Source organism: Eubacterium callanderi, from assembly GCF_900142645.1.
GTDB lineage: Bacteria > Bacillota > Clostridia > Eubacteriales > Eubacteriaceae > Eubacterium > Eubacterium callanderi.
Map to the genome: position 1 here is coordinate 53,375 of NZ_FRBP01000010.1, position 17,783 is coordinate 71,157.

Below are 17,783 nucleotides of genomic sequence, written 5' to 3' on the forward strand. Positions count from 1 at the left end.
TGCCCCCCTTTCAATCATTAAGATATATATCCAAAATGACCGTTTTTATTCACAGAGGGTATTTATCTATTCTCCTGACAGAGTATTTGCCAGACGGGCAAAATCTTCTCCCGTCAGCGTTTCACCCCGTACACCCGGAGCTATTCCACATTTTTCCAGAGCATTCAGCAGGCGCTCTTTCGAATAATCGGTGTTCATTTGCAGACCGTTGATCAATGTTTTTCTGCGGTTTAAAAACGAAGCCTTTACGATCTGGAAAAAAAGCTTTTTATCAGACACCCGGATTGCCGGCTCTGCCCTTTTTTTCAGCGTAACCACAATAGAATCAACTTTTGGCCTCGGCATGAACACCGCCGCAGGCACATAAAAGCTGATTTCTGTTTCGGCATAAAACTGCGCTGCAATGGTCAGCGAGCCGTAAGCCTTTGTCCCAGGCTCTGCACAAAGCCGTTCCCCTACTTCTTTCTGGATCATAAAAGTCATCTGCTCAATGGGCAGTTCTGATTCCAGAAACCCCATAATAATGGGGGTTGTGACATAGTAAGGCAAATTCGCAACAATTTTTAAAGGATTCTTCTGCAAATTTGTCCGGAGGAGCCCGGGAATATCTGTTTTTAAAATATCTCCCTGAATAATCTCAACATTATTACAGTCCTCCAGGGTTTTGGCTAAAACGGGAATTAATTTTTTATCTATTTCCACAGAATAGACTTTTCCGGCAGCTTCAGCCAGCACCTGAGTCATGGTTCCGATTCCCGGCCCTATCTCCAATACTGTATCATTTTTATGCACATTGCCGGCTTCTACAATTTTTCGCACGATATTTTCATCAATCAAAAAATTTTGTCCATAGCGCTTGTTAAAATGCAGGTCGTATTTATTTAAGATCCCTTCAATTACCTTCGGGGAGGTCAGTTTCTCCATGTGTTTCTCTTTCCAGCCAGGCCAGGAGCCTGTCTTTCTTATTTTCTTCGGGATATTCATAAACTCTTTTCAGAAGCCTGGTCAGACTTTCCTTAATCGCTTCTCCCTGATAGCCCCTGTCTGTCAGGTCTTTTCCATTAACGGCCAGCTCTCTTAAGGTCATGGGCTCTCGGTTTGCAGCAATCCGACGGTACACCCGTTGATTCTGTTCGGCTGCTCGTTTAATTGAAGGATCGCCATCCCAATAAGCCAGTCCATCCTGAAAAGCCAGAAAATCCTCCGCATTTTCCATTCCGATATCGGCCAGGGCTTCTTTAAAGGCAACACTATCCTGGCTATCCGCTACGACATGGTGGCAAAAGCCATAGGCCAGCTGCTTTTCTTTGTTGGAATAACGCATTTCTCTGAGAAAGACTCTCCGCTCTTCCGGAAACATGTTTAGCAGAAATGCCGCCAGCCTAAGCGGCAGCTTTTTGGGCAGATAACCCATAATTTCAAAACCATCGATAAGATAGTCCTCACACCGCTTCCAATACTCCGGAACCATACGGTTTAGCAGATCGCCCAAAAGTTCTGTTTTTATGAGGAGATATCCGCCCCACGCTACTTTCTCACATAACATGATTCGGGTAAGCTCTCCGCGTATCCGCTCAATGCTGACGCCAGCCGTATCCGGATTATCCCGGATAGCGCTGCGGGTCCGCTCATCCAGCTCCATACGCTTTTCGGCCGCAAGGCGGATACAGCGCCATTTTCTCAGGCGGTCTTCCTCAAAGCGCTTTTTAGGATCGCCAATGCAGCGGACCATACCATTTCTGATGTCCTCAAGCCCACCGACATAGTCGAAAACACAGCCGCGCTCATCCATTAACAGGCCATTAATGGTAAAGTCACGGCGGCTGACATCTTCTCTTACATCATCGGTAAACAGCACCTCATCGGGATGGCGGCCGTCAGCGTAGCTGGCTTCTTTACGAAAGGTGGTAATTTCATAAACTTTTTTGTCCATAATAACGCCAATGGTTCCAAAGTGTTTACCGACGGTGATGGTATGCTCAAACCAGCTTTCTACCTCATCTGGCAGGGCATCGGTCGTGAAATCATAATCGCTCGGGGCTTTGCCCAGAAGCATGTCACGGACAGCTCCTCCCACAATAAAAAGCTGCTTATGATGTTTTCTGAAAACTTGAAATAAGGTTTCGATTGCTTTTTCCATTACATTTTATTCTTTACAATGGTCAGGATATCCGTGGTATGATCCACCATGTAAGTGGGGTTGCAGCGTTCCAGGGCTTTGGGCGTGTTATAACCCCATTTTACTGCCACCACGTCCACACCTGCCCGGAGGCAGGATTCGATATCTCTGGTTTCATCGCCAACGTAAAGCAGTTCCTCCTTCTTAAGATCATATTTCTTAAGAACTTTTTTTATTTTCTTTTCCTTTGATAAAAGCGCTGAGCACATAATAAAATCAATATCGTCCTCCAACCGGTAATGCCTTAAAAAGGACTGGACGGTTTTTTCGATGTTGGAAGTCAGTATCCCGCGGTATTCAGTAATCTGGGTAAGGTCGTCCATGAAGGTTTTTATTTCCGGATAAAATGCCCGTATGTCTTCCATTGTTGCCCGCATTCTCTTCTGCCCCTCGCTGAGGACTCTGGGTAGTTTATAGAAGGGGATATCCACAATTTCCATGATTTCCTTTATATGCAGATTTTTTATATGCTGCAGCTCTTCTTTTGTGATTTTTCGATATTTGTACTTTTCAGCCATATCGTTGTATATGTTAAAGGTTTTTTCCTCTGTATCGGCCAAAGTACCGTCAAAATCAAAAACCACACATTTATAAGCCATTCTGTTCTCCTTATGTTTATCTGGCCTTTTCTACCTCATTTTTTGTAGTTCTTCCTGTACATCATTTTATCATCGACCATTTTTCTTCTGAGCTTGTCATCAAAAAAGTAATAGTCGATGGAGGTATCCAGCCGGGCGCAGTTCATAGCCGCGTCGGCAAAGCGCTGAAGATCCTCTTTATTCTGCGCGTTTTCCGGATATTTTGCTATGCCAATCTGTCCGCCTATAGTAAAGGTCATTCCCTCCACAACGCAAGGCTCGTTGAGGCATTCGATGATTTCTATACAAATCGGTTCAATCTTTTCTCTGGCATTACGGTTTGGCAGAAAGAGCACCACCAGGTCATCGCTATGGCGGGCCAGAAGACCATAATGGCCTACACGGTCACTCAGCTGCTCACATACCTGCTTAACGACCTGATCCCCAACCTCATAGCCATACAGATCATTGATTTCATGGTAGTTGGTCAGCGATATATTGAGCAGTGCCATATGCTTACCAGGCTTTCCGGCATTTTTGGCAAAATAGCGGCTGAGAACCTGACGCAGCTTAAGCCGGCTCGCAAGACCGGTGATGGGTTCATGGTAGGCCAGGTATTCAAACTTATTGCGGTATTCCACACCTTCCGACACATCCAGTCCAACACTGACGCAAACACGCCGGTTATCGAAATAGGGCAGTTCTCTTGTATTCCAGTAGATCCAGCGGATTCTGCCTTCCTTGTCACGGAGAGCAAGGGGCTTTCGATAATTTCTGTCTTTGTTGGTGCGGCGCTGGGCGACACGGCCAAAGATCGCTTCTGCCGGCTGTCCGATAAGAACTTCTCTTGACTGACCTGTCAGCTCTTCAATGAAGGGGTTTACCTCCAGAATATTGTTGTTTTCATCTGTCGTTAATACCAGCATGTCGGAGTTATCCACAACAGCCTTTGAAAACTGGCTCTGAAAATCCAGATTATCCCTGAGTTCCTTTTCCTCTGTAATATTCTGGACGATCCCAATGGTGGAAAGGTGCTCATTTTTGCTGGAAAATGTATGGCGGATCCGGATGAGCACATCCACAACTTCATTTTTAGTCGTGATAATGCGGTGATGGATATCCACCGTCTCCTGATTCTGGAAAGCGTCCAAAAACGCCTTGGTTACACGCTCCTGATCAGCCGGATGAACCATTTTAAACAGAATATCCAGATTCGGCTTAACCGTATTAATTTCATAACCCAAAATATGATAGAGCTCTCTGGACCAGACAATTTCCTTGCTCTGGTGGTTTAACTCCCAGTAGCCCATGCGGGCAATGTGCTCGATCTCTACCAGTTTACTTGCCTGCTCTTCAATATAAGCTTCTCGTTCCTGAAGGTTTTTTTCATCTCTGGCTACAATGCCATAGTACACCTTCTCACTGAAGACAAAACGATGGATTTCTACTGAAAAAGGGATGACGGAACGGTCTGGCATATAATATTTTACCGGAAGTGTATAGGTACTTCCCAAATCAAAATTGAGCCGCATATTCGATTTATGTTCTTCATAGTCAAAATCTGTATGAAACCGCTGATAGTTCTTGCCGACAATCTTATCAGCCGAACGGCCATAATATTCCTCCAGCTTTTTGTTGACGCGCAGGATTTTGCCGCTTTCATCCAGAAGGATAACGCAATCTGATACCATATTGAGCATGGTCCTGATCAGGTCTACATCCAGACGGTACTGTTCCTTTTGTTCAAGGTTTTCCTTTTTTAAACGGTAATTATAATAGAAAAAGGCAGTTACAATCAAGGCAATGATCAACAGCCAAAGGCTGATGTTGCCAATCAGGTTGAATATTAAAAATGTATCCATAAAATCTTCCTCGATTTTCTGTACTCATGCGCCAGTCCAAACTCTCTTTATCTATTTTGCACCATCATTCACTATTTTTCAATATAAAACTGAGTTGCCTTAGGGATTTTATGATAAAATAATAATATCCTGAGTATACCATACTCAAAAAAGATTAAATTTTCCTAAGAATATTGACCTTTTATAAAATAAATGTTATTATATCACCACATCACTTTATTGCGCTACTGCAATAAATCATCGGAGGAAAGCAATGCTCGAAAATTACACGATTGATGGCTTTGAAAATATTCAGTATCAGGGCTATCCCGCACTGCAGAAAATAGAAAATAACCTGGGGCAGCTTTTTGAGCTGTACGGTTATCATCCCATATCAACACCGACCTTTGAGGCCTATGACCTGTACGCTGCCGAGGATTCCATCGCCAGCGATGACCTTTTTAAACTTGTCAACCATCAGGGGAAGGTACTTGCCCTTAAGCCTGACGCCACTCTGGCTGTCACCCGCATGGCTGCCATTAATCACCACGATCCCGACGAAATAATCAAATTTTCATATTTAACCAATATTTACCGCAGTTTCGCATCACCGGAAAGCGTTAAAAAGGAAATGACTCAGATGGGCGTTGAGTATTTTGGGAATAACAGCCCCGAGTGCGATGGTGAGATCATCGCACTGGCCATTGAATCCCTTTTATCAAACCGCATTGAGGACGTCCATATTGACCTCGGACACGTTGGCTTTATCAATCACCTGATGGATGAGCTGGCCTTCAGTGTTAAGGAAAAAACGCAGCTGTTTAAATATATCGAAAATAAAAACATCGGCGATATTGGTGAATTTTTAAACCGTAAAAATCTCAATGCTAAAGTCGCAGCTATTATTTTAAAATTACCCAAACTTTATGGAGAACCACAGCAGGTTTTCAAAAAAATGGAAGCGCTCTGCATAAACGACGCCATGAGACGTGTTGTGGATAAGCTAAAGGCCATTTACCATCATCTGGAGGTTACGGGCTACGCAAAATATATCTCCTTTGATTTAGGCTTCACCAATCAGATGAACTATTATTCCGACCTTATTTTTAAGGGCTATATTAACAACTGGGGCGAACCCGTGATCAACGGCGGCCGTTACAACCATTTATCTGAAAAGTTCGGCATTTCCCGTCCTGCCTGCGGCTTTGGGATCGACCTGCTGAAAATGATGGAATATATGGAGCAGTACCATCTTCTGCCTCAATCTGAAAAGCGGAAAACCATCATTCTCTATGCTCCAGAAGACAAATGTGAAGGGTATAAAACCGCAGGCATCCTGCGTCAAAAGGGGCAGCCCACTGAGCTGTTTGTCTTAAAGACCACTCCTGAAGAATGCGCAGCAGCCCTTGCACAGAACGCGCTCTACCAGAATGCCCATTATTATCTGATCCGTGACCAGAAGAACTACCATTTTACAAAAAAGGGCTTCCAAGCCATTGACAGCATTGTCGAAGCAGAGGTGAATTAAGATGCAGATACGTTTAGCTTTAGCCAAGGGCCGGGTAGCCAGAAAAGCCATCGAGCTCTTACAGAAAATCGGATATATTTTTGAAGATTATGACGAAAAAAGCCGGAAGCTCATTTTTCAGGATACCACTGGTGCCATTGAGTTCTTTCTGGTAAAATCTCCCGACGTTCCAACCTATGTGGAAAAAGGAGCGGCGGACATCGGCATTGTCGGCCGGGATGTTTTAATGGAGCACCCCGCCAATGTCTATGAGCTTTTAAACCTGGATATCGGCCAGTGCAAAATGTGCGTAGCCGGCTTTAAGGATTCCAAGCCTCAGTTCGGTAAAAAACTGGTGGTGGGAACAAAGTATCCAGCCATCGCCAAAGATTATTTTAACAGCAAGGACGAGCCTGTGGACCTGATTAAAATTAACGGTTCTGTGGAGCTGGCTCCTCTTTTAGGCCTGTCAGACTGTATTGTGGATATTGTGGAAAGCGGCAGTACCTTGCGAGAAAACGGCCTGGTGGTGCTGGAGGAAATCTGCGATATCAGCTCACGGCTCATTGTCAACAAGGTCAGCCTTAAAACCAAAGGCGCCATGATTGACCCGATTATAGAAAGATTTGAAGCTAACCTTTCGATCAATTAAGGAGAATCCCATGAAAACTTACACATACAAAGAAAGCATTAACAAGCTCGACACACTTCTCAAGCGCGATGAGGGCGAGAATCAGGAAATCCGCCGCCGTGTTCTGGAAATCATCGACACCGTCAAATCCCAGGGTGACGCGGCGCTTATAAACTATACTGAAAAATTTGACGGCTGCCGTCTGGATACCCTGCGTGTGACTGACGCTGAAATCCAGGAGGCTTTTGACCTTGTAGGACGGGAGATGGCCGCTGTCATTGAGGAAGCCGCAGGCAACATCCGCGCTTTTCACGAAAAGCAAAAGGAGGAAACCTGGATGTATAATCCCGGTCCGGGCATTACCCTTGGGCAGCACATTACGCCTCTGGAGAGAGTTGGCCTCTATGTGCCCGGCGGTAAGGCCGCGTATCCCTCCACGGTGCTTATGGACAGCATCCCAGCCCTTGTCGCCGGTGTAGATTCCCTGGTCATGGTAACCCCACCGGGAAAAGACGGAAAGATCAACCCAAATATTCTGGCCGCTGCCAAAATTGCAGGCGTTCATGAAATTTACAAGGCAGGCGGCGCACAGGCGGTCGCCGCACTGGCCTACGGCACTGAGAGCATCGCCCCCGTCAACAAAATTGTCGGCCCTGGCAATATCTATGTGGCTACCGCCAAGAAAGAGGTCTTTGGCAAAGTCGCCATTGATATGATCGCAGGGCCCAGCGAGGTATTGATCCTGGCCGATGGAACCGCCAATCCTGTTTACGCCGCCGCTGATCTGCTTTCTCAGGCTGAGCACGATGAAATGGCCATGCCGATTCTGGTCACTACCGACGCCGATTTTGGGGAAAAAGTTATCACTGAGGTTTACCGCCAGATTGAAGCTGACCTGGGGCGCAAGGAAATTGCCCGAAAATCGGTGGATAATTACGGCTTTGTCTTTGTGGCAGAAAACCTGGAGCAGGCTTTTGAACTCTCCAACGCCATCGCGCCTGAACATATGGAAATTCTTCTTCCCGAGCCAATGCAGTATCTGGAACGCGTCCGCAACGCCGGCGCTATTTTCCTCGGAAGTTATACCCCAGAGCCGCTGGGAGATTATTTTGCAGGACCAAACCATACGCTGCCGACCTCTGGCACCGCCAAATTTTCTTCACCGCTTGGTGTTTACGACTTTATGAAAAAATCCAGCATTCTCTCCTATTCCGAGGATGCTCTGGAAAAGGTTTATACAAAGATCGCTGCCTTTGCCCGCTCCGAAGGGCTTGACGCCCATGCAAAATCCGTGGAGCGCCGCTATGAAAATAAGTAAAGGAGTCCGCCATGAAAAACTTTGCGCGTAAATGTGTTAAAGACCTCGAAGCCTATAAGGTCGAGGCCCCGCAGTATGACATTATCCTCAATGCCAACGAGAACCCCTGGGATTTTCCTGAAGCGCTGAAAAAAGAGCTCTGCGACGAGATCATGAAAGCACCGCTGAACCGCTATCCGGAGGCCTGTTTTCCAGAGCTTCTGGCTGAACTTTCAGACTACACTGGCGTACCGGAAGACCAGATTATCTGCGGTTCCGGCTCAGACGAGCTTATCGCCATGATCAACCAGTCCTTTATGAATCCTGGTGATACAGCGGTCACCCACACCCCGTCCTTTGCCATGTACCAGATCTGGACAGCCATTGCCGATGGACAGTTTGTGGGCGTACCTGATAAAAACGGGCACATCCCTGATGTGGAAGGAATTATCTCCGCCGCCAAGGTAAATGACGCCAAGCTCATCTACCTCTGTAATCCCAACAACCCCACCGGCTATCTCTTCCCGCGCTATGACATTGTCCAGATTCTTGAGGAAACCAATGCTCTGGTTATCCTGGATGAAGCCTATATGGAATTTAAGGGCAGTACACATGTGGATCTGATCGAAAATTATCCAAACCTTCTGGTTTTAAGAACACTTTCCAAAGCTTTCGGCATGGCAGGCATCCGCTGTGGTTACTGTCTGGGGAACAAAGCGCTTATTGACGTGATGTACAAGGTCAAATCGCCCTATAATCTCAACGTACTCACCCAGAAGGCAGCTGTCATCGCCCTTAAAAACCGTGAAAAGCTTCTTGACCGACTGAAAACCCTGAATGCTGAACGCCATAAAATGTACAAGGCACTGCGGGATATGCCCCTGGATTCGCTTTATCCTACTGCCTCCAACTTCATTTACTTTGAAACCGGCAAAGGCGAAGCAATCTATGAAGCCATGAAGGAAAATGGCATCCTCATTAAATTTTTTAAAGGAAACGAAACCATGCCTGCCAGTATCCGGCTGTCCATCGGCACCCCCGAGGAAAACCGGAAAGTACTTGAAATATTGAAAAAGGTATTATAAGATGGAAAGAAAAATCACATTAACAAGAAAAACCTTTGAAACCGACATTGAGTTGAGCCTGAATCTTGACGGCACCGGCCAGTGCGACGTCTCTACCGGTGTTGGCTTTTTTGATCACATGATGACCCTGTTCACCAAGCACGGCCGCTTTGATCTAACCCTGAAAGCAACAGGCGATGCTGCTGATAACCACCATGTACTGGAGGATATCGGCATTCTTCTCGGCAAGGCCTTTGCCGAAGCCCTTGGCGATAAAGCCGGTATCACCCGCTATGCTTTCCAGTTTACCCCAATGGATGAGGCTCTGTGCCGTATCTGTATTGACATCAGCGGACGGTCTTATCTGGTTTACGACGTTCCACTGACGCGAGAGTATATCGGGGAATTTGAAACCGAAATGCTGGAAGAGTTTTTCATCGCATTTACAAATAACAGCAAAATGACCATCCACGTAGCCTCTCTTTATGGCCGTAACAACCACCATATTGTGGAGGGGATATTTAAATGCTTTGGCCGTACCCTGAAACAGGCAGTCACCATTGACCCCAATGTTAAGGGCGTGCCAAGCACAAAAGGAGTTTTGGAATGATCGCAATCATTGATTATGACGTGGGCAATTTAAAAAATGTCTACACCGCATTAAAGGATGTGGATCTGGAAGGCGTGATCACCCGTGACCCAAAGGTCGTGGACAACGCCGAAGCCATTATCCTTCCTGGAGTCGGTGCTTTCAGCGACGCCATGGAACATCTCAGACAGTTTGACCTTGTCAACTGTCTGGACAAAAATGTGCAGTCCGGAAAAACCCTTATGGGTATCTGCCTGGGCATGCAGGTTCTGTTTGATAAAAGCACCGAGGATGGTGAGTGGACAGGCCTCGGCTATATTCCCGGAGAGATCGTCAAATTTGACGCGCCGGGGCTCAAAATTCCGCACATGGGCTGGAATAACCTTATCATCAATCGTGATGATTCGCTGGTTAAAGGCATCGGCAGCGAGGATTACGTTTATTTTGTCCATTCCTATTACGCACAGCCAAAAAGCTTTGATGACGTTGTCGCCTATGCCGACTATTCTGTTAAGGTACCCGGCATTGTCCGGAAAGAAAACGTCATCGGCATGCAGTTCCACCCTGAAAAAAGCTCGAGGGTCGGAACTCAATTACTTATGAATTTTAAGGAGAATCTCAAATGATCATATTCCCCGCCATTGATATTAAAAACGGAAAATGTGTCCGCCTGAAGCAGGGAGTTAAGGACGATGAGACCATTTATTTCGACAACCCTGTGGAGGTCGCTAAGCGCTGGGAATCCGAAGGCGCTGAATATCTGCATCTCGTAGACCTTGACGGCGCTTTTGACGGAAAGCCCCAGAATCTGGAGGTTGTCAAAGATATTGTCAAAGCGCTCGACATCCCGGTTGAGTTGGGCGGCGGTATCCGCGACGAAGAAATTGCAAAAATGTATGTGGATATCGGCGTCAGCCGCATTATCATCGGCACACAGGCCGTAAAGGATCTTGGCTTTATCGAAAGGCTTCTGGCCCTGTATGATGAAAAGGTCTGTGTCTCCATCGACGCCAAGGACGGCATTGTCTGTACAGAGGGCTGGGTGGAAAGCAGCAATATCGAAGCGCTGGAACTTGCGGCAAAGCTGGAGCGACTCGGCCTGTCCACCCTGGTGTACACCGATATTTCCAAGGACGGCATGATGAGCGGTCCTAATTTTGACATGTTAAATGTCCTCAACCTGCATCTGAACATGGATATTATCGCCTCTGGCGGCATCGCCTCTGCTGATCATCTCAAAAAACTGGAGGAAATGAACCTTTACGGCGCAATTACCGGCAAAGCCCTGTATGAGGGCACCCTCGATCTGGCCGCCTATCTCAAAGGAGAATGCTAAAATGCTGACCAAACGTATTATTCCCTGCCTGGACGTGGACCACGGACGGGTTGTCAAAGGAAAGAAATTTAAAGATATACAGGATGTAGCGGACCCGGTAGAGCTGGGGCGCTATTACTCCGAGCAGGGTGCAGACGAACTGGTTTTCTACGATATTACCGCCTCCTACGAGGAGCGCGATATCTTTATCAATATCGTGGAGAAGGTGGCTGAGGCTATCCGAATTCCCTTTACCATCGGCGGAGGCATCAGCCGGGTGGAGGATTTCCGTAAAGTTCTCATGGCCGGGGCAGACAAGGTTTCGGTCAACTCCTCCGCGGTTAAAAATCCCCAGCTGATCCGCGACGCTGCCCTTAAATTCGGCAACCAGTGCGTAGTGCTCTCCATCGACGCCAAGCGCAATGACAGCGGTTCTTGGGATGTTTATGTAAAAGGCGGCCGTGAAAACACTGGCATCGACGCCATTGAATGGGCCAAACGCGGCCAGGAGCTGGGCGCAGGTGAAATCTGCATCAACTCCATTGACACCGACGGTGTTAAGCGCGGCTATGACCTTGAGCTCAACCGCAAGCTGTCTGAAATTCTCACGATTCCCGTTATCGCCTCCGGCGGCGCGGGAGAAAAGGCACACTTTTCTGAGGTCTTGAAGGCCGGGGCAGACGCGGCCTTAGCCGCATCTGTCTTCCATTATAAAGAAATACCAATCCCTGAGCTAAAGGCCTATCTGGACAGCGAGGGCATCGCAGTAAGAAAATAAAATTTAGGAGAAACGAAATGAATAATGATATCGAACTGAAATTTAACCACCATGGCCTGATCCCGGCAGTCCTTCAGGACTATTACACCCGTCAGGTACTCATGGTGGCTTATATGAACAGGGAAGCCCTGGACAAAACACTGGAAACCGGCAAAGCCACCTTCTGGAGCCGCAGCCGCAAAGAATTGTGGACAAAGGGCGAGACCTCCGGCAACTACCAGGAAGTCGTCGCCATCGACTATGACTGCGACGCCGACACCCTGCTGGTACAGGTGCTCCCAAAAGGCCCTGCCTGCCACACAGGCGAAACTTCCTGCTTCTACCGTAATCTGTACACCAATGAAGAAAAAGCCACAGGAAACATGGATATCATCCATAAGCTGGCCGACCAGGTACAGGACCGCCGGGAAAATCCTGTAGAAGGTTCCTACACCAACTACCTCTTCCGGGAGGGCGTTGACAAAATCTGTAAAAAGATTGGTGAAGAATCCGCAGAAACCATCATCGCCGCTAAAAACGATTCAAAGGAAGAGCTCACCTACGAGGCATCTGACCTTCTTTATCATCTGACTGTGCTCTTAAATAACCAGGGTGTGACTTTTGACGATTTGTTTGTCGAACTAACTAAACGGCATAAATAAGCCTTATTAAAAAAAGAACCTGAAATTAAATTTTCAGGTTCTTTTTTTTATTTTGATTTTTTGTTTAAGATAACATTTTAAGGTTTTTATTATAATGCCGCATCAAAACTGCGACCATAACAGCGATGATCATCTCTGTAATGGGCATTGCAAACCACAGCGCTTGCGCGCCAAACAGGGCGGGCAGCGTATAAATAAGCAGTCCGCTTACCACCATTCCGCGCAGGACAGACACTGCGAGGGAGGCCTTCGGTCTCATGATGGCTTGGAAATAATAGGTCGAATAAATATTATAGCTTAGCAGCAGGAAGGAAATAAAATATTTCCGCATGATATCCGGCGCTATGGCCAGTACCTCTGGCGTCGGGTTCATAAAGAGGCGGATGAGCGGCTCTGGCAGAGCCATGGTCAGGGTCGTCCATACAATACTCAGCACCGCAACCGTGATCAGGCTCAGCCGCAGTGTTTTCCGGATACGATCTCCCTTCCCCGCACCATAGTTCATGGAAATGATGGGCTGGGCTGCCTGTCCCACACCGTATGCACAGGCCTGCACCAGGGTATTGACATTGATGATAACACCGTAAACCGCCAGTGCCGAGCTGCCGCTGTATTTCATAATCTGATTATTAAACATCATGGATAAGATCCCCATGGCGATATCAATGAAAAAAGTTGAAAACCCTGTGAGCACAATCTGACGGGTCATATGACCAAAGCCCACGGGCCTTTCAAACCTGAGACGGCATTTTTTTCTCAGAAAATGACTGCACAAAATACAGATTGACAGCACCTGTCCCAGAGCTGTCGCCAGACCTGCACCGCTGATCCCCATGTCACATACAAAGACAAAAATATAATCTCCGATAATGTTAAAAACACCCCCGGCCATGACAGCCATCGTCGCCGTTGCCGGCGCATTGTCATTTCGTATAAAGGCGGCCAAAAACTGCCCGAACACAAACAGCGGCGCCACAAATTTTATCCAAAAAAGATATTCCGATGAATGCCATTGTATAAAAGCTGTTTCCCCGACGCTCATCTCCCGCGCCCTTTGCCGCGCTCATCAAAACTGAACCGCCGATACCAAACAGCAGGCCCAGACTGTAGATAATATTCCAGACAGGCGCCACGGTCGCCAACGCGGCCACACCGTCTGGCCCTTCATACTGCCCCACCATTACGCAGTCCACCAGTGAGTAGACGGATACGATCAGCGCGCTGCCAAAGGACGCGAACAGATATTTAAAGTATATCTTTTTCAGATTTCCTTTTAGTAAGTCCATTGTACTGCTCCTCTATTTTCTAATATTCCCGGAAACGAAAAAAAGCCGGATAAAATGGTATCAACCATCTTATCCAGCATATCAATCTCATAGACTGTACACCCTCCGATGAACGCCTCTATTTTAGCAAAAGGTATTTAGAATGTCAATATATAACAAGCGGTTTACTCAAAGGGAATGACAATTTCCGTCATATATTTATTTTCGTTTCCCCTGAAAATGGCGCCCGGTCCTTTTATGTATTTTTCCCGTGATGGAATCAACAGCTTCAGGTCCTGTGCCCTGGAGTAATCCAGCAAGGCCTTGTAAGCGTGATTAAACTGGCTGTAGCTGCCCTGATGTATGGTCGAAACAGCACGTTCCACTGCCGGGAGCGTTCTGCACTCAATTCCAGCGGCTTCAATATAGCGCTTGACAGGCACACAGATTTCGATATCCGCTTTTTCCTGGTAGGCTTCATTGTAGTACAGGTTAAAGGGGATACCACCAGCGTTCCCCTTCACCGCCTTATAGATCCTGGCGATATATTTCCCCACCTCACTGTAAAGACCCTGATAGCGAATAGATGCGACAATTACGGGTTCCAGACGTTTTACCTCAATTTTATACTGCATAGGGCTTTCCTCCTGACCGGTTGGTTCGATATAGAGGGAGATTTTTTTCAGCAGTTTCTTTTCCTTTTCAATTTTATGCTCGATCATGGCTTTCTTTTCTTCCAGAAAATAGGCCAGATCGGTGTCCTCGTCAAAGTTTTCCATAACATCCCGCAGTTCGGAGATGGAAAATTCAAAGGACCGCAGCAGCGCAACCAGCTGTGCCCGTTTGAAATCCTCTTCGCTGTAGTAACGGTAGCCATTCTGACTGTCCCGATGGGATGGCACCAGGATTCCCTGCTCGTCATAATAGCGCAGAGCCTTGACCGTTAAATTGGTTATTTTGGAAAATTCACTGATTCTGTACATGATTCTCACCTCATATTTATCATACAGCCTGCCCCGCAGGGGAAGGTCAATCCCTTTCTACAGATACCCCAGCACCGTTTCCACCAGAAGCACCGCCGCACAGGCAAACACAGCCACTGTAACCAGCCCTTTTTCCTTCATGGCCAGAAGAATGGCGACGATCAGCCCCGCAGTGGCAGAGTACAGGCTTCCAGTCGAATAGAAAATAGCCGGAAAAGTCATGGTTCCCAATACCGCGTAAGGCACATAATAGAGAAAGGATTTCACAAACTTGCTTTCTATTTTCTTTTTAAACAGAGCCAGCGGCAGCACGCGTATCAGGTAAGTAACGCCCGCCATAACCAGGATGTATATTAGCAAAGTCGTCGTCATATTTCCTCCTCCTCACTGATGGGAAAGAACCAGGCGCCAAAGGCCGACGCGGCAATAGTGCAGATGATAATGGTAAAACCCGTTGATACCTGGCTCAGGATTGGCGCAAAGGTAAAAATACAGCTTAGTGCCACTGCAAAGATCAACACGGCTCTGACCGATTTTTTCTTTCTTGCCGGCGGTATGATAATGGCGATAAACATACCGTAAATGGCGATTCCCAGAGCGGAACGTATGAACTCCGGAAGAATAGTGCTGGCCGCCGCGCCAATGAGGGTTCCGCCCGACCAGCCAATATAAGGCATCACCATCAGGCCAAACATGTACCATTTTCCCAGCTTTCCAGGCTGCCCGCTGCTCACGGCAAAGATTTCATCGGTGTTTCCAAAGGCGATCAGGCAGCGCTCCAGGGTCGTCACAGAGTCTTCCAGTTTTTGCGACAAGGACAAAGACATGAGCGCATACCGCAGATTGATGATCAGCTGAGTAAGCGCCATCTCCACAAAGGGAGCGCCAAGTACAATCAAATCCAGCCCGGCAAACTGCCCCGCTGAAGTCAGGTTTGTCATGGAAATAAGTACCGCAGACCAGGCAGGAAGCCCCTGGGTGACGGCCATCATTCCAAAGGTAAAAGCCACCGACAGGTAGCCCAGGCCTATGGGAATCCCATCCTGCAATCCCTTTGCGAAGCTGTTGTTAATGATGATCTTTTCTTCTGTCGTTTCCATTCCTACTCCTCATAAACTCCAAATTCAATTTTTCGTACCTCATCCTCCTCACCGCAGACCCAGAGCTCGTAATCCGAAGCCAGCTCCAGACGTCTTAAAGAAACGCCTCCAGTCTGGCAGCCCTCATCAAGGATTTGGTATTCTTCCCCTTTTTGCTGTATCTCAAAGGCGCTCAGCGGCAGGGCAAAACCCAGCCCCCGGTATTTCATATAACTTTCCTTCTGCGCCCACAGCCTGTAAAATGCCTGTGTCCGTTTTTCATCGTCCAGAGCTTCCAACCCCCGGACCTCTCCGGGCGACATAAAACGCTTTGCCAGGGACATCATCCGTTTTGTCCGGTCAATCCGCTGCACGTCCACACCCACTGGGTTTTGAGACATGGCACATACCAGATAATCTCCCGAGTGTGAACCGTTAAAGTGCAGACTGGGGTATTCTTTCAAAAAAGGCTTTCCATAGCGGTTCTTTTCCACTTTCACCGGAACTGGCAGTCCCTTTTTCTCAAATATTTTATTTAAGAGCACCTCGACATGCACTGTTTTTCCTGTAACCGAAAAAAAATGCGTATCCAGCGTGTACACATCAATCATGGATTTTCCTCCAAAAGGTGATAACACTACTATTATACGCATTTTTTTACTGTAACTCAATTCTATTTTGGGGGAATCCCCTAAATTAATCTTTATTCTACCGCGGTATCCACTTCTTTTACGATCTTTTTATCTTCCCCTGTGCCCGTATGCTTCTTAGCATAACGGCGCACCAGCAGCGAAGCGCCAATACTCAGCACCGCGCATACGATAAGGATCCCGAAAATAGTGGTAAAGGCCGCGTTTCCCTGTCTGTCGATCATACCACCAAACCATTGGTGCATAAAGCTTTCCGGTAAAAAGCCAATGACAGAAACCATTCCGGTTGCCGCTCCGAATACATGAATAGGTACCTTGGTTTCTGTGAGCTGTGACGAGGCGATGCCAAAGGCACCGTTTCCCACAAACCCCAGAACCACCATGATCACGGCAACGACAATGGCCATGGCCGCTGTCTTTGGCAGGATCAGAAAAGATCCGTAGCAGAGGGCAGCCACTGCGGAAATAACCATAATAACCTTGGCCGGCGAGTTGATTTTTTCCGCTACCTTTCCAAGAATCGGCGATGAGATCAGGGTGATACCATAGGTTCGTATCATTCCCACTACGGATACCAGCCCAAGAGACGCGCCAAAAACATTCGTCAAAAACGGCGTGGTGTAATTCATGCCCTGATAGACAAAGCAGATAAAAAACATGGAAATTGAGGCCAGCCATACACCCGGATGCTTTAACGCTTCGGCAAACTCTGACAGGTTAAAAGACTTGCCGTCGGTTTTAATTTCTCCTTCAAACTTCGGGATAAAGAAAAAGGAGAGGATGCCAAACAGCAGGATAATGGCGCCCATAATGATCAGCACCGTAGTCACTCCCCTGGTCTGGTCAGCGATCATCCCGAAAACACCGAGGGCGATCATGTTGAAGATAAGCCCCGCCACACCGTAAAGGCCGTAGCTGAAGCCAATATTCTTAGGATATTCCTCCTCAGAGGATACCAGCCGGACCAGTTTGAAACGGGTGCCCCACCAGATCAGAATAGTAGTGACTGCCATCAGCCCAAAGATAAAGAGCAGCACGCCGTAAGACGGCATGGCAGCGTACCAGAATACGGCCAAGGCCGTCGCGGCAAAGCCTACCCAGGCCAGAGTCCGTACCCTGACCTTATCTGCTACAATACCAGAAGGTATATATAAAATCGTCGCCATAATGCCGTACATTCCCACCAGCGCGCCAAGCTGCTCATTGGACACGCCAAGGCCCACCATCAGCGGTTCATAAAAGACGTTTTTTAAATAAACCGGCATATAGATTATAGAGCTTCCCATACTGATAAGCACAATGAGAAACATTTTGTGAAATCTGGACAAGTCACTCAGCTTTTTTTCACCCTTTAAAAAATTCATTTATTACCTCACTTTTTATTTA

At 47.2% G+C, this 17,783-nt stretch carries 20 protein-coding genes; 9 read left to right on the forward strand and 11 right to left on the reverse strand.

The features are described from left to right. Positions 1-66 precede the first annotated feature (66 nt). The 4 genes from rsmA to BUC22_RS14225 are packed head-to-tail and all read right to left on the reverse strand — an operon-like array spanning position 67 to position 4,619. The gene (rsmA, locus tag BUC22_RS14210; RefSeq protein WP_013378706.1) at positions 67-924 is read right to left on the reverse strand and encodes a 16S rRNA (adenine(1518)-N(6)/adenine(1519)-N(6))-dimethyltransferase RsmA; all 858 of its coding nucleotides are present in this window, start codon (positions 922-924) and stop codon (positions 67-69) included. Beyond that, a complete protein-coding gene (locus BUC22_RS14215) occupies positions 893-2,140 on the reverse strand; it encodes a CCA tRNA nucleotidyltransferase (RefSeq protein WP_013378705.1) in 1,248 nt (415 codons plus the stop codon). The genes rsmA and BUC22_RS14215 overlap by 32 nt, the downstream gene beginning before the upstream one ends. Next, positions 2,140-2,778, reverse strand: a complete 639-nt coding sequence (locus BUC22_RS14220; protein ID WP_013378704.1) for an HAD-IA family hydrolase — start codon at positions 2,776-2,778, stop codon at positions 2,140-2,142. Before BUC22_RS14220 ends, BUC22_RS14215 begins: the two co-directional genes overlap by 1 nt. Before the next feature lie 35 nt (positions 2,779-2,813). Then, complete coding sequence (locus BUC22_RS14225; protein ID WP_013378703.1) at positions 2,814-4,619, reverse strand: GGDEF domain-containing protein; 1,806 nt, start codon at positions 4,617-4,619, stop codon at positions 2,814-2,816. A 253-nt stretch (positions 4,620-4,872) separates the two neighbouring features. Here BUC22_RS14225 and hisZ point away from each other — a divergent pair, with 253 nt between their 5' ends. The 9 genes from hisZ to hisIE are packed head-to-tail and all read left to right on the forward strand — an operon-like array spanning position 4,873 to position 12,420. Further along, positions 4,873-6,126 carry an ATP phosphoribosyltransferase regulatory subunit gene (gene hisZ, locus BUC22_RS14230; RefSeq protein WP_013378702.1) on the forward strand — a complete coding sequence of 418 codons (1,254 nt, stop codon included), beginning with the start codon at positions 4,873-4,875 and terminating at the stop codon, positions 6,124-6,126. 1 nt (position 6,127) lies between these two features. Further along, on the forward strand, positions 6,128-6,757 hold the full coding sequence (gene hisG / locus BUC22_RS14235) for an ATP phosphoribosyltransferase (RefSeq protein ID WP_013378701.1): 630 nt from the start codon (positions 6,128-6,130) through the stop codon (positions 6,755-6,757). Between the two features lie 10 nt (positions 6,758-6,767). Beyond that, positions 6,768-8,054 carry a histidinol dehydrogenase gene (gene hisD / locus BUC22_RS14240; RefSeq protein ID WP_013378700.1) on the forward strand — a complete coding sequence of 429 codons (1,287 nt, stop codon included), beginning with the start codon at positions 6,768-6,770 and terminating at the stop codon, positions 8,052-8,054. Between the two features lie 11 nt (positions 8,055-8,065). Next, positions 8,066-9,118, forward strand: a complete 1,053-nt coding sequence (hisC, locus tag BUC22_RS14245; RefSeq protein ID WP_013378699.1) for a histidinol-phosphate transaminase — start codon at positions 8,066-8,068, stop codon at positions 9,116-9,118. 1 nt (position 9,119) lies between these two features. After that, positions 9,120-9,707: an imidazoleglycerol-phosphate dehydratase HisB gene (gene hisB / locus BUC22_RS14250; RefSeq protein WP_013378698.1), complete on the forward strand. Its 588-nt coding sequence runs from the start codon at positions 9,120-9,122 to the stop codon at positions 9,705-9,707. Then, positions 9,704-10,312, forward strand: coding sequence for an imidazole glycerol phosphate synthase subunit HisH (gene hisH / locus BUC22_RS14255; protein ID WP_013378697.1), 609 nt, complete (start codon positions 9,704-9,706; stop codon positions 10,310-10,312). The genes hisB and hisH overlap by 4 nt, the downstream gene beginning before the upstream one ends. Further along, positions 10,309-11,022 (forward strand): 1-(5-phosphoribosyl)-5-[(5-phosphoribosylamino)methylideneamino]imidazole-4-carboxamide isomerase, encoded by a 714-nt coding sequence (gene hisA, locus BUC22_RS14260; RefSeq protein ID WP_013378696.1) that lies wholly within the window; start codon positions 10,309-10,311, stop codon positions 11,020-11,022. Before hisH ends, hisA begins: the two co-directional genes overlap by 4 nt. Before the next feature lies 1 nt (position 11,023). Next, the gene (gene hisF, locus BUC22_RS14265) at positions 11,024-11,779 is read left to right on the forward strand and encodes an imidazole glycerol phosphate synthase subunit HisF (RefSeq protein ID WP_013378695.1); all 756 of its coding nucleotides are present in this window, start codon (positions 11,024-11,026) and stop codon (positions 11,777-11,779) included. A 17-nt stretch (positions 11,780-11,796) separates the two neighbouring features. Further along, positions 11,797-12,420: a bifunctional phosphoribosyl-AMP cyclohydrolase/phosphoribosyl-ATP diphosphatase HisIE gene (hisIE, locus tag BUC22_RS14270; RefSeq protein WP_013378694.1), complete on the forward strand. Its 624-nt coding sequence runs from the start codon at positions 11,797-11,799 to the stop codon at positions 12,418-12,420. Between the two features lie 64 nt (positions 12,421-12,484). Here hisIE and BUC22_RS14275 read toward each other — a convergent pair whose 3' ends face one another. The 7 genes from BUC22_RS14275 to BUC22_RS14300 form a co-directional block, all read right to left on the reverse strand. Then, on the reverse strand, positions 12,485-13,396 hold the full coding sequence (locus BUC22_RS14275; RefSeq protein ID WP_317416970.1) for an MATE family efflux transporter: 912 nt from the start codon (positions 13,394-13,396) through the stop codon (positions 12,485-12,487). Next, complete coding sequence (locus BUC22_RS22560) at positions 13,344-13,706, reverse strand: MATE family efflux transporter (protein WP_317416971.1); 363 nt, start codon at positions 13,704-13,706, stop codon at positions 13,344-13,346. The genes BUC22_RS14275 and BUC22_RS22560 overlap by 53 nt, the downstream gene beginning before the upstream one ends. 164 nt (positions 13,707-13,870) lie before the next feature. Next, complete coding sequence (locus tag BUC22_RS14280; protein ID WP_013378693.1) at positions 13,871-14,668, reverse strand: MerR family transcriptional regulator; 798 nt, start codon at positions 14,666-14,668, stop codon at positions 13,871-13,873. A gap of 57 nt (positions 14,669-14,725) precedes the next feature. After that, a complete protein-coding gene (locus tag BUC22_RS14285; protein ID WP_013378692.1) occupies positions 14,726-15,040 on the reverse strand; it encodes an AzlD domain-containing protein in 315 nt (104 codons plus the stop codon). Beyond that, a complete protein-coding gene (locus tag BUC22_RS14290; protein WP_013378691.1) occupies positions 15,037-15,768 on the reverse strand; it encodes an AzlC family ABC transporter permease in 732 nt (243 codons plus the stop codon). The genes BUC22_RS14285 and BUC22_RS14290 overlap by 4 nt, the downstream gene beginning before the upstream one ends. Before the next feature lie 2 nt (positions 15,769-15,770). Next, a complete protein-coding gene (locus BUC22_RS14295) occupies positions 15,771-16,358 on the reverse strand; it encodes a 4'-phosphopantetheinyl transferase family protein (RefSeq protein ID WP_013378690.1) in 588 nt (195 codons plus the stop codon). A 92-nt stretch (positions 16,359-16,450) separates the two neighbouring features. Continuing rightward, positions 16,451-17,761, reverse strand: coding sequence for an MFS transporter (locus BUC22_RS14300; RefSeq protein WP_013378689.1), 1,311 nt, complete (start codon positions 17,759-17,761; stop codon positions 16,451-16,453). Positions 17,762-17,783: the final 22 nt, after the last annotated feature.

Excerpts from the sequence above, each read along its gene's own strand:
- BUC22_RS14295 (WP_013378690.1), bottom strand. The coding sequence starts at position 16,358 with ATGATTGATGTGTACACGCTGGATACGCATTTTTTTTCGGTTACAGGA.
- hisF (WP_013378695.1), top strand. The coding sequence starts at position 11,024 with ATGCTGACCAAACGTATTATTCCCTGCCTGGACGTGGACCACGGACGG.
- hisA (WP_013378696.1), top strand. The coding sequence starts at position 10,309 with ATGATCATATTCCCCGCCATTGATATTAAAAACGGAAAATGTGTCCGC.
- BUC22_RS14225 (WP_013378703.1), bottom strand. The coding sequence starts at position 4,619 with ATGGATACATTTTTAATATTCAACCTGATTGGCAACATCAGCCTTTGG.
- hisIE (WP_013378694.1), top strand. The coding sequence starts at position 11,797 with ATGAATAATGATATCGAACTGAAATTTAACCACCATGGCCTGATCCCG.
- hisD (WP_013378700.1), top strand. The coding sequence starts at position 6,768 with ATGAAAACTTACACATACAAAGAAAGCATTAACAAGCTCGACACACTT.
- hisG (WP_013378701.1), top strand. The coding sequence starts at position 6,128 with ATGCAGATACGTTTAGCTTTAGCCAAGGGCCGGGTAGCCAGAAAAGCC.
- BUC22_RS14220 (WP_013378704.1), bottom strand. The coding sequence starts at position 2,778 with ATGGCTTATAAATGTGTGGTTTTTGATTTTGACGGTACTTTGGCCGAT.
- hisZ (WP_013378702.1), top strand. The coding sequence starts at position 4,873 with ATGCTCGAAAATTACACGATTGATGGCTTTGAAAATATTCAGTATCAG.
- hisB (WP_013378698.1), top strand. The coding sequence starts at position 9,120 with ATGGAAAGAAAAATCACATTAACAAGAAAAACCTTTGAAACCGACATT.
- BUC22_RS14280 (WP_013378693.1), bottom strand. The coding sequence starts at position 14,668 with ATGTACAGAATCAGTGAATTTTCCAAAATAACCAATTTAACGGTCAAG.
- BUC22_RS22560 (WP_317416971.1), bottom strand. The coding sequence starts at position 13,706 with ATGGACTTACTAAAAGGAAATCTGAAAAAGATATACTTTAAATATCTG.
- hisH (WP_013378697.1), top strand. The coding sequence starts at position 9,704 with ATGATCGCAATCATTGATTATGACGTGGGCAATTTAAAAAATGTCTAC.
- BUC22_RS14285 (WP_013378692.1), bottom strand. The coding sequence starts at position 15,040 with ATGACGACGACTTTGCTAATATACATCCTGGTTATGGCGGGCGTTACT.
- rsmA (WP_013378706.1), bottom strand. The coding sequence starts at position 924 with ATGGAGAAACTGACCTCCCCGAAGGTAATTGAAGGGATCTTAAATAAA.
- BUC22_RS14215 (WP_013378705.1), bottom strand. The coding sequence starts at position 2,140 with ATGGAAAAAGCAATCGAAACCTTATTTCAAGTTTTCAGAAAACATCAT.
- hisC (WP_013378699.1), top strand. The coding sequence starts at position 8,066 with ATGAAAAACTTTGCGCGTAAATGTGTTAAAGACCTCGAAGCCTATAAG.
- BUC22_RS14290 (WP_013378691.1), bottom strand. The coding sequence starts at position 15,768 with ATGGAAACGACAGAAGAAAAGATCATCATTAACAACAGCTTCGCAAAG.
- BUC22_RS14300 (WP_013378689.1), bottom strand. The coding sequence starts at position 17,761 with ATGAATTTTTTAAAGGGTGAAAAAAAGCTGAGTGACTTGTCCAGATTT.